Here is a 20,369-nt window from a genome sequence, read left to right on the forward strand (position 1 = left end):
TTTCGACCGTCGACTCAGCCCTTCCCGGCCGCTTCTGACGCCACGTCAGTTCGGTGGCCCGGCTGTGCGGTCGCGGCACCGGCCGGTGGTCGGCGGCGGATGACCAGGGCCATCAGGGCCGCTGTCGCGCACAGGGCGCCGGAGGCGTACCAGACCACGTCGTAGGAGCCGAAGACGTCCCGTGCGACACCGCCGAGGAAGGCGACGAGGGCGGCGCCGATCTGGTGGGAGGCGAGGACCCAGCCGAAGACGATCGGGCTGTCGTCGCCGTAGTGCTCGCGACACAGCGCGAGGGTGGGCGGGACGGTGGCGACCCAGTCGAGGCCGTAGAAGACGATGAAGAAGATCATCGGGGGCTGGACCGTGGGGGCCAGGAGGATGGGCAGGAAGAGCAGGGAGATGCCGCGCAGGGCGTAGTAGACGGCGAGCAGGCGGCGCGCGTCGAAGCGGTCGGTGAACCAGCCGGAGGCCACCGTGCCGACGACGTCGAACACCCCGATGACGGCCAGCAGGGAGGCGGCGGCGGTGATCGGCATGCCGTGGTCGTGGGAGGCGGGTACGAAGTGGGTCTGGATCAGGCCGTTCGTGGAGGCGCCGCAGATCGCGAAGGTGCCCGCGAGCAGCCAGAACGGGCCCGTGCGCACCGCCGAGGCCAGCACCTCGAGCGCGCGCCGGGCGGCGCCGGGGACGGGTGCGGGCTTGGGTACGAACTCCGTTGCACCGTAAGGCTTCTGGCCCACGTCGGCCGGGTGGTCGTGCAGCAGCAGCCAGACGAAGGGGACGGTCGCGAGCGCGGCGAGCGCCACCGTGACGGCCGCCGGGCGCCAGTCGTGCCGCTCGACGATCCAGGACAGCACGGGGAGGAAGATCAGCTGTCCGGACGCGGACGCCGCGGTGAGGATGCCGGTGACCAGGCCCCGGCGTTCGGTGAACCATCGGTTGGTGACGGTCGCGGCGAACGCCAGCGCCATGGAGCCGGAGCCCAGGCCCACCAGCAGACCCCAGCACAGCAGGAGCTGCCACGCCGCCGTCATCCACACCGTCAGCCCCGAGCCGAGCGCGATCACGGTCAGCGCCACCGCGACGACCCGCCGGATGCCGTAGCGGTCCATCAGCGCCGCCGCGAAGGGGGCGGTGAGCCCGTACAGCGCGAGGTTGACGGAGACCGCGGCGCCGATGGTCCCTCGTGACCAGCCGAACTCCTCGTTCAGCGGGTCGATGAAAAGTCCCGGCACCGAACGGAAGGCGGCGGCCCCGATGATCGTCACGAAGGTGACGGCGGCGACGAACCACGCGCGGTGGATGCGGGGGCGAGGAGCCCGGAACCGAAGGCCGCGCTGTCGCAGCCCGTCGCCGGGACGCTCCACGGCGTCGGCCGTCCTGCTTGTCTGGGTCACGCCATAGAGCTTCCGGAAACCGGCCTGTCGTATCGAGTGGCCTGAAGGACAGCGTTCGCTAGGATCGGGCCATGAGATCGGCCGGCTCCGCCTCCAGCGCCCCGGGCACCGACACCGACATCGGCGCCGACACCTTCAGGCCCCATCGTGTCGTCGTCCTCGCCCTGGACGGGCTGCTCCCCTTCGAGTTGGGCATCCCGCACCGCGTCTTCGGCCGCCCCCGGGACGCCGCGGGGCGGCCGCTGTACGAGGTGGTCACCTGCTCCGTCCGGCCGCCCGGGCCGGTCGAGACCGACGCCGACTTCGCCATCCACGTCGTCCACGGCCCGGAGGCCCTCGCCACCGCCGACACGGTGATCGTCCCGGCCTCCTACGAGCTCGGCCCGGTGTACGAGCGGGGCGCGCTGACCGGCGAACTGGCCGCCGCCCTCGCCCGCGTCCGCCCCGGCACCCGGCTCGCCTCCATCTGCACCGGCGTCTACGTCCTCGCCGCCGCCGGCCTCCTCGACGGCCGTCCCGCGACCACGCACTGGGCGGACGCCGAGCGCTTCCAGCGGCTCTTCCCCCGCGTCGACGTCGACCCGGACGTGCTGTTCATCGACGACGGCGACATCCTGACCTCCGCCGGCGTCGCGGCCGGTATCGACCTGTGCCTGCACATGGTGCGGCGCGACCACGGTGTCGCCGTGGCCAACGACGTGGCCCGCCGCACGGTCGTACCGCCGCACCGCGACGGCGGGCAGGCACAGTACATCGAGCGGCCGGTGCCCGATCAGCAGCAGGCGTCCACGACGGGCGCCCGCGCCTGGGCGCTGGGCCGGCTGCACGAGCCGATCCTGCTGCGCGACATGGCCGCCCAGGAGTCGATGTCGGTACGCACCTTCACCCGTCGCTTCCGGGCGGAGACCGGTGTCAGTCCGGGGCAGTGGCTCACCCGGCAGCGGGTGGAGCGGGCCCGGCACCTGCTGGAGTCCACGGATCTGTCCATGGACCGGGTGGCCGGTGACGCCGGTTTCGGTACCGCCCAGTCACTGCGGCAGCACTTCCAGGCGGCACTGGGGGTGACGCCGTCCGCGTACCGGAGGACGTTCCGGGACGGGGACGGGAGCGCGCACCGGTCGGAAAAGTTGTCCACAGCCTGTGGAGAAAACGGCCGCCGCCCTACGGGACTCCAGATCCCCACCACTCCGGGACCCTGATCCGTCCGCGGCACACCAACGGCGACGGCGATCGCCCCCCTCTGACGTCGACGGCGGTGCGGTGCCGCTCGGTCCCGAGCTCGGCGGCACCGCACCGCCTTCCGACTCCGGCGCTCCCTCCCCGGGTTCCCTCGGCCGCAGAGGCAACCGACGCCGCAGTCACGACCCACACTCGCCGAGGACTCCCGTCGTCGAAGCCCTCGCCGTCCCCTCGCAGCGAATCGATGACGAACAGAGTGATCAAGCAGTCACGGCACGTCAATGCCGATTCATGGCCTTACGGGTGATTCCGCGCCATATGCCCGGTTATTCGTCGCCGCGCACGGAAGCACACCCGGCGCACCGGCTCACACTCCGGCCCGCGAGACCGTCCCCCCGTGCATCCGTGCACCGGTACGCCGACAGGCCGCGCGTCCACCCGCCGGCCCCACCCGCGACCTACACCGCCTCGTACGCGACTCCGCCACAGGCCGGGGCGGGCTCCTGCGCGGCCCCGCCGCGGTCCAGTTCGCACCAGATGCGCTTGCCGGTGCCGTCGGAACTCCACCCCCAGCGGTCCGCCAGGCCGTCGACGAGGGCGAGTCCGCGCCCACCGGTCGCGTCGCCGCCCGCACAGCGCGGCACCGGCGCCCTGCTGCTCCGGTCGGCCACCTCCAGGCGGACGGTGGCCTCCCCGGCCGCCGCATCCGTCAGGGACAGTCTCAGTACGGCCGGACAGCCGGTGTGCACGACGGCGTTGGTGACAAGCTCCGAGACAAGAAGGATCAGCGTCTCGGACAGCGGCCCGTCGGCCTCTATACCCGACCCGGCCAGGCGTGAGCGGGTCCACTGCCGGGCCCGCCCCACCTCAGCGGGGTCGGGCCGGATCTCCAGTTGCACTTGAAGCACCTGCACCGCTCACACCATCCGAACCGGCGGACACTTGGACTCGCGCCTCACGAGGGCCACGATCGTAGCCATTCTCTGCATGGCCAGAACAACGGCCGGGACAGGGGTCACGGAACGTGAGTCCCTTACGGGACAGCATGGTTGACGTACAGTCACGCCAACAAGCGCTTCGGGCATATTCCAGCGCGAAGGAGTACTCGTGCGGCATACTGTGCGACGCCCGCCCCGGCCGGCCGAACAGGCGGTGGCGGCAGGCCTGGTCGCACGGCGAACAGTGGCAGACGCTGACATTTCCGGGGCCGCCCCGAAGGCAAATCCCGTGCTGTGCGTGCTCACGACCACTCGCATCCCACACAAGGTACCGGAGTGGGCAGCCGACTCCGGGCCGTGACGAGTCACACATAGGACACAACACGGCATCAACGCTCCGTGACCTCGCTCTGCCACAATCCGCGACATCCGAGCGGGAGCACTCCAGGACGTCGCAGGCGGGGCGCGGGACGGGCCGCTCCGGCGGGCGGTTCGACAGCGGACTCCCCTCACCCTCTGTGACCATCCCCGCACTCCGGGTCCGCACCCAGGCGTTTTCGCGAGCAGTCGGGCCACCGCGGGGTCTGCGGGGTCGGCGGTGACGGCCGCCCCGTGGACGGCGGCGCGGGCGCTCCCCGCGCGGGCCGGCATCCCGGCGCACCGGTCGGGCCACCGCCCGGAAGGGCCCGTTCGGCCACGGCCGAACCGTTCACGGCTCCGGGCGTGTTGCGCCGCGGCCCGCACGTGTGCGTGGGCGCCGCCCCTGCGGAAGGCACCGAGGGCGCTGAAGGCACTCGAACACGTCACCGGGCGGCGCCGCTCCTGGAGCGGCGCCGCCCGGTGACGTGGAAACCGGCCCTACACGGGGACGGTGAAGTAGCGGGCGAAGCCCCGTACGATCTCTTCCTCGCCGATCCTGCCGTCACCGTCCGTGTCCAGCGTGGCGGCGGCGGAGCCGGCGAGCCCCTCGGGAACACCGAGCGCCTTCAGGACGCGGGCGACGTCCGTCACGCCGACCGCGCCGTCGTCGTCCGGGCCGGTCAGGGCGAGGGTCGCGCGCAGGAAGGGCCGGGCGATCTCGGCGAACCGGTCCGGGTTGTCCCGCAGCCGCTTCACCGCGCCGGTCACGAATTCCTCGCGGGTGATGCGCTGGTCGCCGTCGTGGTCCGCGATGGCCGCCATGCCCTGCCAGAAGGCCTCGGCGCCGCCGTACAGGGCCTGGCCCTTGTCGGAGCGGGCCCGCGTGCCGAACTCGGCGAGCAGCACCTTGGCCGCTCCGCTGAAGTCCTCGCGGTCGATGTAACCGTTGCCGTCCTGGTCGAAGGTGGCGAACCGGGCCGCGATCCGGCGCTCGTACTCGCTGGTGACCATGTTTCTTTCAGGCCGCCTTACTCAGAGGGTCGTCTCGCTCGGAGGGTACGTCGTGCGAGGCGGCTTCATGAATTCGGAAACGACGCTTGCGCCAAGAATGGGAGAATTCAGGGTCAATCATGTGACACACGGCACCTTTCGTGGTATGTGCGGTGCGCGTGGTGCTTGTGGTGCGCGTGTGCCCCGGTGTCCGTGATGCACGCGACACCCCGGGGGTCGGCGGCCGGCTCAGGCCGACAGCGGGCGGGAGCTCCCGTCCACCGCGGACGGGACGTCCGGGTGCACGTCGAAGAGGCGGCGGACGCCGAGCGCACCGAGGACCCGGTTGACGTGACTGCCGTCGGCGGCCCCGTGGGCGGGCAGGATCAATCGCAGACTGCCCTGGCAGGAACGCAGCAGCCGGCGGGTGGCTATGAGCACCCCGACACCGCTGGAGTCGCAGAACCACACCTCGGAGAGATCGAGGACGAGGCTGTGTCTGCCGTCGGCCACCGCGTCGTGCACCCGCTGACGCAGCACCGGCGACGTCACCAGGTCCAGCTCGCCCGACACCCGGAGCACGGCCCACTCGCCCTGCTGCCCGTCGGTCACTTTGAAGGCCACCACCACGCCCTTCGCTCGCCGAAACGGAAGAAACACCTACGCTTCCCTGCAGCGCGGCTGCCCACCGGCCGTGCCCTGAAACGCGACCCGGGAAACCGTTACCGAACAGTAAAGGCTTGTTTCAGTCGGCTTCGATCCAATTCGGTCTGTTCGGATCTGTTCAGATCCGATCCAGTCAGTTCCGATCGGCGAGCAGCTGGGTAGGCACGCCCCGGACGGTGTCCGACGTGCCCGCGGGCGGCCCCCTACCACCTGCGGCTCGACGGGGGGCGCACATTGCCACAAAGGGGCGTGCGTTCTCCGACGTGCCGACTACATTCATGGAGTCGGTGGGCACACGCTGGACCCGGGCACGACCGGCCCGGTGCGCCGGGGGAGAACAGGGGGTGAAGGGGCCGCATGACGAAAAGGGACGTACCGCCTCACTGGGACCGCGAGATGCAGCAGCGGCTCGCCCGCGGGGAGGCCGCGGCGCTCGGTGAGTTCTACGACCGGTTCGCCTCCCTCGTGCACGGCCTCGCCCATCGCGTCCTCGACGACGAGCGCGCCGCCGACGGCATCACGCGCGACGTCTTCGCCCATGTCTGGGAGCACCCGGACGCCTACGACCCCAAGCAGGGCCCGCTGCGCACCTGGGTCGCCGAGCTGACCCACCGGCTGGCCGTCGAGCGGCTGCGCGCGACCAGGACGGCGGCGCTCGCCCACAGCGCCCACAGCTCGCCCGGCGACGCGGAGGAACTGGAGCGCCAGGTGCGCCACGCCTCGGTGGCCGCCCGCGCGGACTACATCGTGCACGCCATGCCGGTACCGCTGCGGGCCGCGCTGGAGCAGGCGTACTTCCAGCGCCGCGACTACCACCAGACCGCCGCCGACCTCGGCGTCACCGAGGACGAGGCCCGCCGCCGCCTCCGGCTGGGCCTGCAGCTGCTGGCCACGGCTCACGACACCGGGACGGCACGGCTGGACACCCCGCCCGGCATCGGGGGTGCGGCGTGAGCGACGACCGTTTCGAGCCGTCCGACGACACCACCGCCGACACCACCGCCGACACCGCCGCCGACACCGCCGCCGGAGGCCCGCACACGGCCCCGGGAAACGGGGCGGACGGTACGCGTGAGGACGGTGGGCCGCCCCTGCCGGCGTCGGTGCCCGAGCCCTCCTCCGGGGTCGCGCCGCGGCCGGCCGAGCCGCTGGTGCTGGAGCACCGGGTGCTGAGGTCACTGCTGGGCGCGTGGGCGCTGGCCGCCTGTGCGCCGGAGGAGACGGCGGCCGTCGAGGAGCATCTCGGCGACTGCGGGGCCTGCGCCGACGAGGCGCTGCGCCTGCGCGACGCGGTCGGGCTGCTGCAGCGCCCCGAGAGCCTCGATCTGGACCCGGGGCTGCGCACCCGTGTCCTGGAGTCCTGCCTCGAGCGGCGCCCGCCGCGCATACCCGTACCCGACTGGGCCGCCGCCTACGACGCCGAGACGGCCCGGCTGGACGCGCTGCTCCAGGACTTCGGCGACACCGAGTGGCACGCACCCGTGCGGCTGCGCTGGTACGAGGCCGACGAGGCGACCACCCGCCGCACCACGGTCGCCGGGGTCATCGCGCATCTGCTGACCGTCGACGGCCTGGTCGCGGTCGCCCTCGGGCTGGACGACCCGCTCGGCGGCCTGTCGGCCGAGCGGTCCACCCCGTCGGCCCGCACCGAGGCGTACTGGAGTGCCGCCCACTCCCCGCCCACCCGCTCGGTACGGGCACCCTGGCGTGCGCAGACCCACGACCTGGTGCGGACCGTGTCCTTCACGGGCAGCCGGGCCGGGCGGATGGCGGTGCCGTACGGCGACTTCGAGCTGCCGTTGCACGACGCGATGCTGGACCGCGCCTTCGAGTGCTGGGTGCACGCGGAGGACATCGCCGAGGCGGTGGACTACCCGTACGATCCGCCCACCGGACGGCATCTGCACCGCATGGTCGACCTGGCCGCGCGGATGCTGCCGTCCGTCCTGGAGGCACGCCGCCGCTCCGGGACCGACGCACCCGGCGGGCGGCGGCTGGTCGCGGCCGGTGCGCCGGGGCGGAGCCTGCGGCTGGAGATCGAGGGGTCCGGCGGCGGGGAGTGGCTGATCCCGCTGGACTCCCCCGCCGCCCAGGGCTCCGCCGAGCACGAGGTGGCCCACATCGCCCTCGACGGATCGGAGTTCTGCCGCCTGGCCGCGGGCCACGTACCCCCGCGGGAGGCGGCCGCGGGGCAGGTCGGCGACAAGGAGGCCATCAGTGAGGTCCTTCTGGCGGCGGCCTCACTGAGCAGGATGTAGCCGGGCCCTTCGGCCCTTCCGGACGGAGCACGAGGCCCCGGGTCCGGAGGCCGGCGGTTCGGGCGAAGACCACCGCCCTCAGGCGAAGACCACCGTCCGCCGCCCGTTCAGCAGGATGCGGCGTTCCGCGTGCCACTTCACCGCGCGCGCCAGCGCCTGGCACTCCACGTCGCGGCCGACGGCGACGAGCTGGTCCGGGGTGACGTCGTGCCTCACCCGCTCGACCTCCTGCTCGATGATCGGGCCCTCGTCGAGGTCGGCGGTGACGTAGTGCGCGGTGGCGCCGATCAGTTTCACTCCCCGGGCGTGCGCCTGGTGATACGGCTTCGCGCCCTTGAAGCTCGGCAGGAAGGAGTGGTGGATGTTGATGATCCGCCCGGAGAGCTGCTTGCACAGGTCGTCCGAGAGGACCTGCATGTAGCGGGCGAGCACGACGAGTTCGACGTCCTCCTCGCGCACGATCTCCAGCAGCTTCGCCTCGGCCTCCGCCTTGGTGTCCTTCGTCACCGGCAGGTGGTGGAAGGGAATGTTGTACGAAGCCACCAGTTCCGCGAAGTCGGTGTGATTGGACACCACTCCGGCGATCTCCACCGGCAGCGCGCCGATCCGGGCGCGGAAGAGCAGGTCGTTCAGGCAGTGGCCGAACTTACTGACCATCAGGAGGATGCGCATCCTCTCGTCGGCCCGGTTGATCTGCCAGTCCATCCGGAACGAGTCACCGATCGCCGCGAAACTCGCCCGCAGCTTGTCCACGGTCACCGGCGCCTCGGCGGAGAAGTGGACCCGCATGAAGAACAGGTCGGTGTCGTGGTCGCCGAACTGCTGGCTGTCCTCGATGTTGCAACCGGTCATGAACAGATAGCTCGACACGGCGTGCACGATGCCCTGCTTGTCGGGGCAGGACAGGGTCAGGACGTACTGGTCGGCCGGGGCCTCTGTTCGAACGGGCTGCTCACTCATGCGGAAAAGGGTCCCATACGCGGGTCGCGGACGAGGAGCCGTCCCGCTACGCGGACCGCGTAAGGATGTTCAGCACCTCGAGGGTCCGCGGCGCGGCGTCGGGGTCCTCCCCGTCGCTCACCGCCAGCCGCACATGCGCGTCCCGCGCGGCCCGTACCGCGTCCGGCCATCCCTCGTGCGCGAGGTAGGCGGTGACCGGTGCGTCCGGACCGACCTGGTGCATGATCCGCAGCACGCGCAGCACCGCGGTGTCGACGAGCGCCGCCTCCTGGGAGTCGCGGAAGATCGTGCCGACGTACTTCTCGGCGGACCAGTTGTCCAGCCAGGTGTCCTCGACCAGCCGGTAGACCGCGTCGGTGACGTCACCGTAGCCGTCCACCCCGGCCAGCCAGACGCCCTGCTGGAACCCGGGGTCGGAGAGCATGTGCAGCGCGGAGCGCACATTGCTGCGCCAGCGCCACCATGGCATGTCGTTGAGTGGCATGCCGCCCATGGTGGATGAGCGACGGCCGCGGCGGGAAGAGTTCTCCGAACCTTGCACGGTCATCGATCGTACGTTTCCACTCCCCAGGGGTCACACCGACCCCTTAATTCACTTCCATGTCACCACTCGTTGACCGTGGGTCACCCCGGGGTTGGCGATGTGAGGGAATCGTGTGTGAACATGACCGGCAGTCGCATTCGCAGCAGTTCCCTTCCCCGCCGACGCTCCCGGCCGTTCAGAGCCGGCGTCATGACCACGGGCGCGCTGGCCGCGATGACGCTCGCCGCCGGCTGCGGAGTCGTCCCCGGCACCTGGGGGGCCGACGACGACCCGATCACCGTCATGACCTGGGCGCCCGAGGAGACCAAGGCCACCAACAAGCCCGGCATGCCCGCTTTCGCCCGCGCCTACGCCCGCTGGGTGAACTCCGAGGGCGGCATCAACGGCCGCAAGCTCAACGTCCTCACGTGCAACGAGCGCAACGACAGTGTGGCCGCCGCGCGGTGCGCCCGGACCGCGGTCAAGGAGAACGCCGTCGCGGTCGTCGGCTCGTACAGCCAGCACGCCGACGCCTTCCTGCCCACCCTCGAGGGTGCCGGCATCCCGTACATCGGCGGCTACGGCATCACCACCGACGAGTTCACCAGCCCGCTGTCCTACCCCGTCAACGGCGGCCAGCCGGCGCTGCTGGCCGGTCTCGGCCGCGCCCTCGCCGACTCCTGCGGGCCGGTCACCCTGATCCGGCCGGACACCATCGCGGGCGACCAGCTGCCCCCGCTGCTCGACTCGGGCCTGTCCGCCGGCGGCCATGAGCCGACCGCGGACCAGCGGGCGGAGGAGGAGGCCACCGAGTACGAGGGGCAGTCGAAGCGGGCCCTGGAGACCAGCACCACCGACCCGGAGGCGCAGGGCTGTGTGGTGCCCGCCCTCGGGGACCGCACCGGCACCTTCATGGACTCCTTCCGGCGGGCCCGCGCCGACTACCCCGACGTGCGCACCGCGACCGTGATGGGCAGCGTCGACCAGACGACGATCAACACGTCCGGCGGCGCGTCGAGCCCGTACGAGGGGTCGTACGTGACCGGCTGGTACCCGGCGTCGAGCGACGCGCTCTGGGACCCGATGGAGGACGTGATCAAGAAGGAGGCGTTCGGCGACAACCGGATCGACCCCGCCGACGCCGGGGTGCAGACCACCTGGATCGCCTACACGGTGCTGAAGCAGGTCCTCGAGTCGCTCGGCGACGAGGAGGTGAGCTCGGGCAGCGTGACCCGGACGCTGAACAAGGGGCTGAAGGTCGAGACGGGCGGCCTCACCCCCACCCTGCGCTGGCATTTCCAGGACAAGCTGGCCGCCGTCGGCTTCCCGCGACTGGTCAACGCCAACGTGACCCTGCAGAAGGTCGAGGACGGGCGGCTGGTGGCCGGCAGTGAGGGCTTCATTGACGTGACGGACACCCTGCACGAAGCCGACGTGGTGTGACGCGCGGGGCGCGGCGAGGGCGGGGCGGGGTGCGGAGGGGCAGGGTGCGGACGGAGGCCGTCCGCCGGCTCGGCCCTCTCCGCTGTTCCTCCGCCGCCCCGCCGCCCCCGCCGCCGGAAGCCGGTCACAGCTGGGTCGGCTGCCGCTCGGTCAGGCCGTGCTGCTTGGCGATCGCGTTCCACAGCGCGGCCGCCCTGGTCTTCTCCTCCGTCGCGGTGCCGCTGGCCCGGTTGCCCGCCTGGGTCTGACCGGTCGTGCGGGCCTGGCCCTTCTTGCAGCCCTTCTTGCCCGCCACCTGGTCGGCCCAGGCCGCGTAGTGGTCGTCGGCCGACGCCGACGCCTGCCACGCCTTGGTGAGCGCGGCGCTCAGCGCCTGGTGGTCGGGCAGCTTGTCCACCTCGATACCGGAGAGGTCGGTGACCAGCTGGTTGCGCTGGTCGGCCGCGTCCCGCAGGTCCTTGGCCGCCTGGTCGAGATTGCGGCAGGCCTTCACGTCGGCCACCGCGTTGATCACGGCGGTCCGGCTGTCGCCGCTGACGGCCAGCAGCTTGTCCAGCTCCACTGCCTGCTGGCGGACCGGGTCGACGGTGGGGGAGGCCTCGGCCTCGGGTTCCTCGCTCGCGGGGGCGGTGGCGGAGACGGGCTGCTTCTTGCCGTCGGCATCTCCGCTGTCGTCTCCGCTGCCGAGCAGCGCGCCCGCGCCGATGCCCAGGACCACGAGACCTACACCGACCGCCGCGATGAGCGGCACCCGTGACCCCGTACGGCCGCTCCGGCCGCCGCCGTCGCCCCCACGGGCGGCACGCCGGCCACCGCCACCGCCGCCCCGACCGGGCGGGGTGGGGGCGGGCTGCGGATGCTCGAAGCGGGGGAGCTGCTGGGTGGAGCCGACCGCGCCCGGGTCGCCGCCCGCGCCGCGGAAGAGATTGTCGAACTCGGCGGGCGGCTGCCGGTTCCCGTCGTCGGCCGGAGCGCCGGGTGCGGCGCCGTACGGGGCTCCCCCGGGCCCGTCGGTCACCGGGGCCATGAACTGGGTGGCCTCGGCGTCGGGGTTGCCCGCGGGCGGGCCCGGGTACCGGGTCGCCTCGGAGCCGTGTGCGGCGGGCATCTCGGGGGGCAGCGCCCCCGGGCCCACGGGGGGTATGTACTGCGTCGCGCCCTCGTCCACGGGGGGTATGTACTGCGTCGCCCCCTCGTCCACGGGGGCGGCGGGCACCGGCGGCAGGAACTGGGTGGCCCCCTCCGACCCGTCGGGCAGCGCGCCCGCGGCGGCGGAGCCGTACGCGTCGACGGCGGGAACGCCGTAGGAGGAACCGTTCTGCGGCGGCATCGGGACGGACGGGTCGTACGGGGTGTGGGCACCGTACGCCGGGACCTGCCCTCCCTCGGGCGGCAGCGGCCCCGGACCGTGCTGCCCCTGGCCGTACCCGCTCGCGGCCGGGTCCTGCGCGCCCCAGGGGGCAGGCTCCTGCGGGCCCCACTGCTGCGCGGGCGGGGACTGCCAGCCCTGACCCTGCGACGGGGCAGGCAACTGCTCCTCCGGTCCCCAGGGCGTCCCCCAGGTCTGGCCGCCGGGCGGCGCCGAGGCGGGCGCCTGCCCGCCCGTACCGCCCGGAGCGACCGGACCGGCCGACCCGCCCGGCAACAGGGGCTCGCCACCGTCGGAGGGCAGCACGATGCCTTCGCGCGCGGGGCGCGCCGAGGGCTCCTCGCCCTGTCCACTCTGCGTCACCGGGACTCCTACACATGGGGGACCTTGTGAATCGTCGACTCACGCTACCGGGTCCCCGGAGCCCGGTGCCACGCAGCACGGATCCCGCGCTCCCGCCCTGTGACCGCGGTAACAGAACCAGGTCACCACACGCTGTTCATGGCCCCTCCTTCACCCCGGTCCCGCGTCAACTCCGCATCGGCCGCCCGTTCACCGCCGACGCCCGTTCCGTTCATCCGCCGACGCCGCCACCGTGCGTACTCGTACTCGCAACTGGTACCGGTACTCGTGCCCCTGCCCACGTTCATGTTCATGCCGCGGTCGGGAGGGCGACGCGTGCGCCGAACTCCCTCACCACCGGCTCCTCCTGATACGGCTCCAGCCGCTGCCGGAAGTCCTCCAGGTACTCGGCACCGCGGTTCGACCTGAGTCCGTCGAGCAGTTCCACCGCTTTCAGGCCCGTACTGCAGGCCTGCTCGACCTCCCGCTGCTGCACCTGCGCGGTGGCCAGCAGTACATAGCCGATCGCCCGGCGCCGCGCCCGGGACTCCGGATGCCCGGCCAGGGACTCGAGCGCGCACCTCGCGGCCGCCTCGGCCTGCCCCAGGTCCCGGTGGCAGTGCGCCAACTCGTCGGCCAGATAGGCCTCGTCGAAGTGTGCGATCCACACGGGATCGTCCCCCGACGCCGGATCGGCCGCCTCCATGGCACTGATCGCGTGCCCGGCCGCGATCTGCGCGGCGTGCGCGTCGCCCATCAGCGCGTGCCCGCGCGCCTCCGCCGCGCGGAACATGGCCTGCGCGCGGGGTGTCGCCCGGCCCCGCGCGCCTTCCTGCGCGGCACGCGCCAACTGCGCGATCTCCCGCGGGTTTCCGAGCTGCGCGGCCAGATGGCTCATGGAGGCGGCGAGTACGTACCCGCCGTAGCCGCGGTCGCCGGCCGCCTGGGCCAGCCGCAGCGCCTGGATGTAGTAGCGCTGGGCGAGGCCCGGTTGCCCGGTGTCGATCGCCATGTATCCGGCGAGTTCGGTCAGCCGGGCGACCGCCGCGAACAACTCCCTTCCCACGGCCTCCCGGTACGACCCCGCGAGCAGCCCCGAGACGACGCTGTTGAGGTAGTGCACGACGACCGGACGCACATGCCCGCTGCCGTACTGGTGGTCCAGGTCCACCAGGGCCTGCGTCATCGACCGCACGGCCGCCACGTCGGACCGCCCGACCCGCGGCCCGACCGAGCGCGCCACCTGCGAGTCGGGGGCGGAGATCAGCCAGTCCCGGCTCGGCTCCACCAGGGCGGACGCGGCGACGGAGGAGCCGGACAGGAAGTCCCGCCGGCCCACATCACTGCGCCACAGCTCGCAGACCTGCTCGATGGCCCCCAGTACCGTCGGCGAGAACTGGAGACCGACGCCCGAAGCGAGGTTCTTGCCGTCGGCCATGCCGATCTCGTCGATCGTGACCGTGCGGCCCAGTTTGCGTCCGAGCGCCTCCGCGATGATCGCCGGCGCCCGGCCCCGCGGCTGCTGTCCGCGGAGCCAACGGGCCACCGACGTCTTGTCGTAGCGCAGGTCGAGGCCGTGTTCGGCGCCGCACAGGTTGACCCTGCGGGCCAGCCCGGCGTTGGAGCACCCGGCTTCCTGAATGAGCGCCTGCAGTCGTTCGTTCGGCTGCCGCGCGACGAGAGGCCTTGCGGCCATGGCACACCCCCTGTGGCTGCGGTGCCTGCCCACGCACCGAGTTGACGTGTCTTCCGCGGCCGGAGACCCGGCATCTCCTGACATCTCCTCTCGACCGGGAGCAAAAGTTCCGACCCTGAAGATCAATGCCCCGCCGAGGTGCCGAAGATGCGAGGCATGTACGGATTGCCGGGGTAACAGTTGATGCCTGCCCCGTCCGGCTGTCCACTCCCGGTCGCGGCCGCCGGCCGGCCGCCACCGGTCACCCACTCCTGGCTACCCACCCGGGGACGTGGATCCTCTTGCGCGCCCCCGCGGATGCACCCATGCGCCCCGGGCGCGGAGCAAGTGCTCCTCCCCCGCGCATGGACACGGGCGTAACCCCTGGTGACGGACGTAGTTGTGTTCATCGTGGAAGAGACGATCCCGGGCACCGGCGCCGGACACATCCCGAAGCAGCGCGGAGAAACCCTGCTGGAGACCGCAGTGCGTTATACCGAGGAGCGGCACTGGGACGTGTTCGCGGGCACCTGGCTGGAGGCCGTCAACGGGGTGCACCGCTGCTCGTGCGGCGTCGCGGAGTGCCCGGCACCCGGCGCACACCCGGCGCGCTCGGACTGGGCGGCCCAGGCCACCGGCAGTGCGACCACCGTCCGCCGCATGTGGCAGATGTGGCCGACGGCCTCGATCCTGCTGCCCACCGGCCACGCCTTCGACACGATCTCCGTCCCCGAGACGGCCGGGTTCCTGGCGCTGGCCCGGATGGAGCGGATGGAACTGACGCTCGGTCCGGTGACCCTGAGCCCGGCCGGACGCATGGAGTTCTTCGTGCTCCCCGGCGCCTCGACGAAGGTGCCGGGTCTGATCCGCTCCCTGGGCTGGTCGCTGTCCCCGCTCGATCTGAGCGTGCGGGGCGAGGGGGCGTACGTGGCGGCGCCGCCCACGCGGTTCGGGTCCAGGGGGGCCGTGCAGTGGGCCAGCAGGCCGACCCCGGCGAACCGCTGGCTGCCGGACGCGACGGAACTGATCTCCCCCCTCGCCTACGCCTGCGGCCGCGACCGCCAGGACCGGCAGGACCGCCGTGACCGGCAGGACCAACAGGACCGCAGGCACCGGCAGGGCAGGTAGAACCGCCGACGCCGGTAGGGCCGCCGGGACCGTCAGGGCCCCGGCCCGCCGGGACCGTCAGGGCCCCGGCCCGCCGGGACCGACGGAACACCGGGACCGACGGGACCGACAGGACCGGCGGAACCACCAGGACCACCAGGACCGACGGGACCGACGGGACCGGCAGAACCGGCAGAACCGGCAGGACCGACGGGACCGGCAGAACCGGCAGAACCGGCAGGACCGGTAGGGCCGGTGAGGCCGGTGAGGCCGGTGAGGCCGGTGAGGCCGGTGAGGCCGGTGAGGCCGGTGAGGCTCGTGGGTATCCGTGGAGGTGCCCCGGTCGGCTTGGTGCGCAGTCGGTCGGGGCGGTAGGTGTCCGGGGGGGATCCGGCCCCGCGCGGATCACCCTCCCCCGTAGGGTGCCCGTATGACGGAGGGAGCAGGTGTGGGTTCATCCGCCGTACGTGTACAGGGGCTCTGGAAGCGGTTCGGTCAGCAGATCGCGGTGGCCGGGATCGATCTGGAGCTGCCCGCGGGCAAGTTCATCGGGCTCGTCGGGCCGAACGGAGCGGGGAAGACCACCACGCTGTCGATGGTGACCGGGCTGCTGCGGCCCGATCAGGGCACCGTCGAGGTCGTGGGACACGACGTGTGGCGCGACCCGGTCGAGGTCAAGGCACGGATCGGGGTGCTGCCGGAGGGTCTGCGGCTGTTCGAGCGGTTGTCGGGGCGTGAACTGCTCGCCTACTCCGGCCGGTTGCGCGGCCTGCCCGGCGGCGAGGTCGACAAGCGCGCCACCCAGCTGCTCGACGTCCTCGACCTGGCCGGGGCCCAGCACAAGCTGGTCGTCGACTACTCGACCGGTATGCGCAAGAAGATCGGCCTCGCCACCGCGCTCCTGCACAACCCCGAAGTACTGTTCCTGGACGAGCCGTTCGAGGGGGTCGACCCGGTCTCCGCGCAGATCATCCGGGGCGTCCTGGAGCGGTACACCGCGTCCGGCGCCACGGTCGTGTTCTCCTCCCACGTCATGGAACTCGTCGAGTCGCTGTGCGACTGGGTCGCGGTGATGGCCGCGGGCCGGATCCGTGCCCACGGACCGCTCGCCGAGGTGCGCGGGGACGCGCCCTCGCTCCAGACGGCGTTCCTGGAACTCGTCGGTGCGCACGGCCGCGACACCGGCTCCGAGCTCGACTGGCTGGGCGGCGGATCCCGGTGAGCGCCCCCGCCCCCGCGCTCACCCCCGTCGTCGTCCGGCTGAAACTGTCCCTGCTGCGCAACGGACTGCGGCAGTCCGGTGGACGCAAGGCCGCGTACATCGCCTCGGCCGTCGTCGCCCTGCTGTTCGCCGCGCTCCAGCTCATCGGCCTCGTCGTGCTGCGCCGCGTCGACCACGCCGAGTCGCTGGTCGTGCTGCTGGTGGCGGTACTGGCACTGGGCTGGGCGGTGATGCCGCTGTTCTTCCCCAGCGGTGACGAGACGCTCGACCCGACCCGGCTGGTGATGCTGCCGCTGCGCCCCCGGCCGCTGGTGCGGGCCCTGCTCGTCGCCTCGCTGGTCGGCATCGGTCCGCTGTTCACGCTGTGCATGCTCGTCGGTTCGGTGATCGCCGTCGCGCACGGCGGGGCGGCGTTCGCCGTCGGTGTTTCCGCCGTATTCGCCGTCCTCGCCGTCCCGCTGGCGCTGCTGGTGTGCGTGGCGCTGGCCCGCGCGGTCGCCACCGCCAACGTACGGCTGCTGACCAGCCGCAGGGGACGCGACCTCGCGGTGCTCAGCGGACTCCTGATCGCGATCGGGGCGCAACTGGTCAACTTCGGTGCGCAGCGGCTCGGTTCCTCCGGTCTTGAGCAGCTCGAGCCGGCGGCGGACGTGGTGCGGTGGATCCCTCCGGCGTCCGCGATCGGCGCGGTGCACTCGGTGGGCGAGGGTTCGTACGGGACCGCCGTCGCCCAGTTCGCCCTGAGCGTCGGGGCGCTGGTGGCGCTGCTCGCGCTGTGGTCGCGGTCGCTGACCCGGTTGATGACCTCGCCCGACGGTTCCACCCTGCAGAGCGGCGAGGCGGCCGTGCGCGACCGCGCCTCGACCGGGCTCGCCCGGCTGCTGCCCGCGGGACGCACCGGCACGGTCATGGAGCGCAGCCTCCGCTACGTCTGGCGCGACCCCAAGACCAAGGCGGCGTGGGTGACCTCGCTGGCCATCGGGCTGATCGTGCCGGTGTTCAACGCCTGGCAGGGCACCGGCTCGGTCTACTTCGCCTGCTTCGCCGCCGGGATGCTCGGCATCATGATGTACAACCAGTTCGGGCAGGACACCTCGGCGTTCTGGATGGTCGCGATGACGATCTCCGACGCCCGGGACGCCTACGTCGAGCTCCGCGCCCGTGCGCTGGCACTGCTGCTGATCACGCTGCCCTACGCCACGCTCGTGACCGTCCTGACCACCGCGATGCTCGGGGACTGGCCCCGGCTGCCGGAGGCCCTGGGAGTGTCCTTCGCCCTGCTGGGCGCGATGCTCGCGACCGGCGCGTGGACGTCGGCGTGCTTCCCGTACTCCATTCCGCAGGAGGGCTACAAGAACGTCGCGCCGGGGCAGACCGGGCTCGCCTGGATCTCGATCTTCGGCGGCATGGTGGCGGCGGCCGTGCTGTGCGCGCCGGTCATCGCGCTCACGATCTGGCTGAACGTGAGCGCGGACGGCGAGGGCCTGACGTGGCTGCTGTTCCCGGTGGGCACGGTGTACGGCGCAGCCATCGGCCTGCTCGGTCTCCGCCTCGCCGCCCCGCGCACGGCCCGCCGCCTCCCGGAGATCCTCACCGCGGTCAGCAAGGGCTGAGCGCCCCGGACAAACGGCACGGGCGGCCGGGCTCAGCCGGTGCGGAGGGTGGCCAGGAACGGCTCGATCGCCGTCCGCCAGGCCTCCGGCTGGTCGTAGTGGACCAGGTGGCCGGCGTCGGCCACCTCCGCGTACCGGCCGCGGGGCAGGACGCGGACCATCTCCTGGGCCTCCGCGCGCCCCAGCTCGCCGTCGAGGCCGCGGACCACCAGGGTGGGGCACCGCACCTGGGCCAGCTCCTCCCAGTGCGCGTCGTAGACCCAGGTCTCGCGGGAGCGGAGCATCTGGTCCGGGTCGAAGACCGGCCGCCACCCGTCCGGGGACTCGGCCATCACCTCGGCGTAGAACTCACCGCGGGCCGGGTTCGGCCGCTCCACCCAGGGGTCGTCCTCACCGAACCACTTGCGCACGTCGGCGAGCGTGGCGAACGGGAGGGGCCAGGCCTTGAACCACTGGGCCCACTCGCGCTGCGAGGCGGCCCCGAGCGCGGAGGCCCGCATGTCGCAGATGATCACCCCGCGCACCAGGTCCGGCCGCTTGGCGGCCAGCTGCCAGGCGGTCAGCGCGCCCATCGCGTGGCCGATGAGGACGGTCGGGCCGAGGCCCAGCTGCTCCAGGGCGGCCTCGGTGTCGTCGACATAGGCGTCCCGGGTGAACGAGGCCTGCGCGGGCTTGTCGCTGCGGCCGTGGCCACGCTGGTCGAGGGCGACGGCCCGGTACCGCTCGGAGAGCCAGCGGGCGGTGGACGCCCAGTGCGAGGCCCGTCCCATGAGCCCGTGCAGTAACAGCACGCTCGTGTTCCCGGCGGCGTGCTCCGCCGGGTCGCCGCCGGTCTTGGGGGGATCGCCGAACTCCCAGGCGGCGAGCCGTACGCCGTCCGCCCCCGTCACGTCGATACGTCGCGCCATCGTGTTGGCACCCCCAAGCTCGCTGCCTGCCGTGCTGCTTGCCCTGCCTGCTGTTGCCGCCCCGCACAGGTTATCGAATGCGCTTTCGAGAACCCCGTTCCCGCCGCCAACACCCCTCGATCGAGTGACACCCCTCGGGGATTGATCGTCGTGGCCGAGGGGAGATCTTCATCGGGAGGCGAACCGCTCGGGGAGACCGGTTCGAGGGGAATGACCCTGGGAGCTCGGGGCTCCGGGTCAGCACTGGGGAGGACAGGCCCCGGCGCCGTGCGGCGCCGGGGCCCCTCGCGTACTCACGGCACATCCTCCGCCCCTCCCCGGCCGGGCGACATCATGCCGGGCCCGGCCAAGAGCCCCTCGCGTCATATGCCTCACGCGACAGCCTCGCACGTGAACCCGGCGAGCGCTGCACTTCGGCACACTGGATCTCGGATTCGGCGCGATCACACCGGAACCCCAACTCCCTGCCGGGCCAGACGAGTTGGGGTTCAAGCCGACGATGTTGCGATGTGGTGATCCAGCGATGCGGCGATTCGGCGGCAGGCCCCGGGCCCTAGGGCTTGGCGACGAACACGTGGGAGGCGACATCCTTCTCCAGCTCGGCCGCCTCGCCTCCGCTGCCCACCAGCACACCGCCCGCCGACTCCGTCACACTGACCACCGAGCCGGGCTGCACGCCCGCGCGGCGCAGCGTGTACATCAGCTGCGCGTCCGTCTGGATCGGCTCGCCGATCCGGCGCACCACGACCGTCTTGCCCTCGACCCCCGGGTCGAGATCGGCCAGGGACACCATGCCCTCGTCCAGGAACGGGACGGCGCCGTCCTTCTCGCCCAGCTCCTCCAGGCCCGGGATCGGGTTGCCGTAGGGCGACTCGGTCGGGTGCCGCAGCAGCTCCAGCACGCGACGCTCGACGGCCTCGCTCATCACGTGTTCCCAGCGGCAGGCCTCCGCGTGCACCTGCTCCCACTCCAGGCCGATCACGTCGACGAGCAGACACTCGGCGAGGCGGTGCTTGCGCATCACCCGGGTGGCCAGCCGACGGCCCTCGTCCGTCAGCTCCAGATGCCGGTCGCTGGCGACGGACACCAGGCCGTCACGCTCCATCCGGGCCACCGTCTGGCTGACCGTCGGCCCGCTCTGGTCGAGCCGCTCGGCGATCCGGGCGCGCATGGGGACCACGCCTTCCTCCTCCAGCTCGAGGATGGTGCGGAGGTACATCTCCGTGGTGTCGATCAGTCCGGACATACGTGCCCCTCGATGAGATCTGCGATTGGCTCTGCCGGAGGCTGGACGGCTCACCGGCGCATGCGCTGGCCCTGGACTCAATTCTGACCCATCGCACCGACAACCGGGGCATGCCGTGGAGACGCCGGGCATTCACCGGGTGGTACAGGCTGCCACGGAGGTCTGCCCGGCCC

The 20,369-nt window shown here is 72.3% G+C and carries 16 protein-coding genes and 1 pseudogene; 7 read left to right on the plus strand and 10 right to left on the minus strand.

Annotation, left to right across the window (positions count from 1 at the left end):
- Positions 1-14: 14 nt before the first annotated feature.
- A complete protein-coding gene (locus tag ACVW19_RS14625) occupies positions 15-1,397 on the minus strand; it encodes an MFS transporter (protein ID WP_457459832.1) in 1,383 nt (460 codons plus the stop codon).
- Positions 1,398-1,468: 71 nt separating this feature from the next.
- On the opposite strand from ACVW19_RS14625, the gene ACVW19_RS14630 reads away from it, so the two are divergent.
- Positions 1,469-2,596: a GlxA family transcriptional regulator gene (locus ACVW19_RS14630; protein WP_457459833.1), complete on the plus strand. Its 1,128-nt coding sequence runs from the start codon at positions 1,469-1,471 to the stop codon at positions 2,594-2,596.
- Between the two features lie 438 nt (positions 2,597-3,034).
- On the opposite strand, the gene ACVW19_RS14635 is transcribed toward ACVW19_RS14630, so the two are convergent.
- From ACVW19_RS14635 to ACVW19_RS14645, 3 genes are all read right to left on the minus strand, one after another.
- Complete coding sequence (locus ACVW19_RS14635; RefSeq protein WP_457464615.1) at positions 3,035-3,475, minus strand: ATP-binding protein; 441 nt, start codon at positions 3,473-3,475, stop codon at positions 3,035-3,037.
- An 897-nt stretch (positions 3,476-4,372) separates the two neighbouring features.
- Positions 4,373-4,885 carry an EF-hand domain-containing protein gene (locus tag ACVW19_RS14640; RefSeq protein ID WP_457459834.1) on the minus strand — a complete coding sequence of 171 codons (513 nt, stop codon included), beginning with the start codon at positions 4,883-4,885 and terminating at the stop codon, positions 4,373-4,375.
- Positions 4,886-5,113: 228 nt separating this feature from the next.
- Positions 5,114-5,494, minus strand: a complete 381-nt coding sequence (locus tag ACVW19_RS14645) for an STAS domain-containing protein (RefSeq protein ID WP_384205392.1) — start codon at positions 5,492-5,494, stop codon at positions 5,114-5,116.
- 393 nt (positions 5,495-5,887) lie between these two features.
- Here ACVW19_RS14645 and ACVW19_RS14650 point away from each other — a divergent pair, with 393 nt between their 5' ends.
- The gene (locus ACVW19_RS14650) at positions 5,888-6,484 is read left to right on the plus strand and encodes a sigma-70 family RNA polymerase sigma factor (RefSeq protein WP_457459835.1); all 597 of its coding nucleotides are present in this window, start codon (positions 5,888-5,890) and stop codon (positions 6,482-6,484) included.
- Positions 6,481-7,788, plus strand: a complete 1,308-nt coding sequence (locus ACVW19_RS14655; RefSeq protein WP_457459836.1) for a maleylpyruvate isomerase N-terminal domain-containing protein — start codon at positions 6,481-6,483, stop codon at positions 7,786-7,788. Before ACVW19_RS14650 ends, ACVW19_RS14655 begins: the two co-directional genes overlap by 4 nt.
- 78 nt (positions 7,789-7,866) lie before the next feature.
- On the opposite strand, the gene purU is transcribed toward ACVW19_RS14655, so the two are convergent.
- A complete protein-coding gene (purU, locus tag ACVW19_RS14660; RefSeq protein ID WP_457459837.1) occupies positions 7,867-8,748 on the minus strand; it encodes a formyltetrahydrofolate deformylase in 882 nt (293 codons plus the stop codon).
- A gap of 46 nt (positions 8,749-8,794) precedes the next feature.
- Positions 8,795-9,295 carry an SCO4402 family protein gene (locus ACVW19_RS14665; protein WP_406726916.1) on the minus strand — a complete coding sequence of 167 codons (501 nt, stop codon included), beginning with the start codon at positions 9,293-9,295 and terminating at the stop codon, positions 8,795-8,797.
- Between the two features lie 117 nt (positions 9,296-9,412).
- Between ACVW19_RS14665 and ACVW19_RS14670 the strand changes: the two genes are divergently transcribed.
- Complete coding sequence (locus tag ACVW19_RS14670; RefSeq protein ID WP_457459838.1) at positions 9,413-10,714, plus strand: ABC transporter substrate-binding protein; 1,302 nt, start codon at positions 9,413-9,415, stop codon at positions 10,712-10,714.
- A gap of 124 nt (positions 10,715-10,838) precedes the next feature.
- Here the strand turns inward: ACVW19_RS14670 and ACVW19_RS14675 are convergent, their stop codons facing one another.
- Both ACVW19_RS14675 and ACVW19_RS14680 read right to left on the minus strand, forming a co-directional pair.
- Entirely contained in the window at positions 10,839-12,446 is a 1,608-nt protein-coding gene (locus ACVW19_RS14675) for a hypothetical protein (RefSeq protein ID WP_457459839.1), read from the minus strand.
- Positions 12,447-12,735: 289 nt separating this feature from the next.
- Positions 12,736-14,121 carry a transcriptional regulator gene (locus ACVW19_RS14680; protein ID WP_457459840.1) on the minus strand — a complete coding sequence of 462 codons (1,386 nt, stop codon included), beginning with the start codon at positions 14,119-14,121 and terminating at the stop codon, positions 12,736-12,738.
- 381 nt (positions 14,122-14,502) lie between these two features.
- Here ACVW19_RS14680 and ACVW19_RS14685 point away from each other — a divergent pair.
- The 3 genes and pseudogenes from ACVW19_RS14685 to ACVW19_RS14695 form a co-directional block, all read left to right on the plus strand.
- A pseudogene (locus ACVW19_RS14685) lies at positions 14,503-15,162 on the plus strand (bifunctional DNA primase/polymerase); the annotation flags it as partial.
- A 475-nt stretch (positions 15,163-15,637) separates the two neighbouring features.
- Positions 15,638-16,429, plus strand: a complete 792-nt coding sequence (locus ACVW19_RS14690) for an ABC transporter ATP-binding protein (protein WP_457459841.1) — start codon at positions 15,638-15,640, stop codon at positions 16,427-16,429.
- On the plus strand, positions 16,426-18,042 hold the full coding sequence (locus ACVW19_RS14695; RefSeq protein ID WP_457459842.1) for a transporter: 1,617 nt from the start codon (positions 16,426-16,428) through the stop codon (positions 18,040-18,042). The genes ACVW19_RS14690 and ACVW19_RS14695 overlap by 4 nt, the downstream gene beginning before the upstream one ends.
- A gap of 32 nt (positions 18,043-18,074) precedes the next feature.
- Here the strand turns inward: ACVW19_RS14695 and ACVW19_RS14700 are convergent, their stop codons facing one another.
- Positions 18,075-18,950: an alpha/beta fold hydrolase gene (locus ACVW19_RS14700; protein WP_457459843.1), complete on the minus strand. Its 876-nt coding sequence runs from the start codon at positions 18,948-18,950 to the stop codon at positions 18,075-18,077.
- Positions 18,951-19,503: 553 nt separating this feature from the next.
- Positions 19,504-20,196 (minus strand): metal-dependent transcriptional regulator, encoded by a 693-nt coding sequence (locus ACVW19_RS14705; RefSeq protein WP_457459844.1) that lies wholly within the window; start codon positions 20,194-20,196, stop codon positions 19,504-19,506.
- Positions 20,197-20,369 lie beyond the last annotated feature (173 nt).

The organism is Streptomyces sp. TE5632 (assembly GCF_054061295.1).

Coding starts and splice junctions, on each gene's coding strand:
- ACVW19_RS14630 (WP_457459833.1), top strand. CDS start 1,469: ATGAGATCGGCCGGCTCCGCCTCCAGCGCCCCGGGCACCGACACCGAC.
- ACVW19_RS14640 (WP_457459834.1), bottom strand. CDS start 4,885: ATGGTCACCAGCGAGTACGAGCGCCGGATCGCGGCCCGGTTCGCCACC.
- ACVW19_RS14650 (WP_457459835.1), top strand. CDS start 5,888: ATGACGAAAAGGGACGTACCGCCTCACTGGGACCGCGAGATGCAGCAG.
- purU (WP_457459837.1), bottom strand. CDS start 8,748: ATGAGTGAGCAGCCCGTTCGAACAGAGGCCCCGGCCGACCAGTACGTC.
- ACVW19_RS14665 (WP_406726916.1), bottom strand. CDS start 9,295: ATGACCGTGCAAGGTTCGGAGAACTCTTCCCGCCGCGGCCGTCGCTCA.
- ACVW19_RS14670 (WP_457459838.1), top strand. CDS start 9,413: ATGACCGGCAGTCGCATTCGCAGCAGTTCCCTTCCCCGCCGACGCTCC.
- ACVW19_RS14680 (WP_457459840.1), bottom strand. CDS start 14,121: ATGGCCGCAAGGCCTCTCGTCGCGCGGCAGCCGAACGAACGACTGCAG.
- ACVW19_RS14690 (WP_457459841.1), top strand. CDS start 15,638: ATGACGGAGGGAGCAGGTGTGGGTTCATCCGCCGTACGTGTACAGGGG.
- ACVW19_RS14700 (WP_457459843.1), bottom strand. CDS start 18,950: ATGGCGCGACGTATCGACGTGACGGGGGCGGACGGCGTACGGCTCGCC.
- ACVW19_RS14705 (WP_457459844.1), bottom strand. CDS start 20,196: ATGTCCGGACTGATCGACACCACGGAGATGTACCTCCGCACCATCCTC.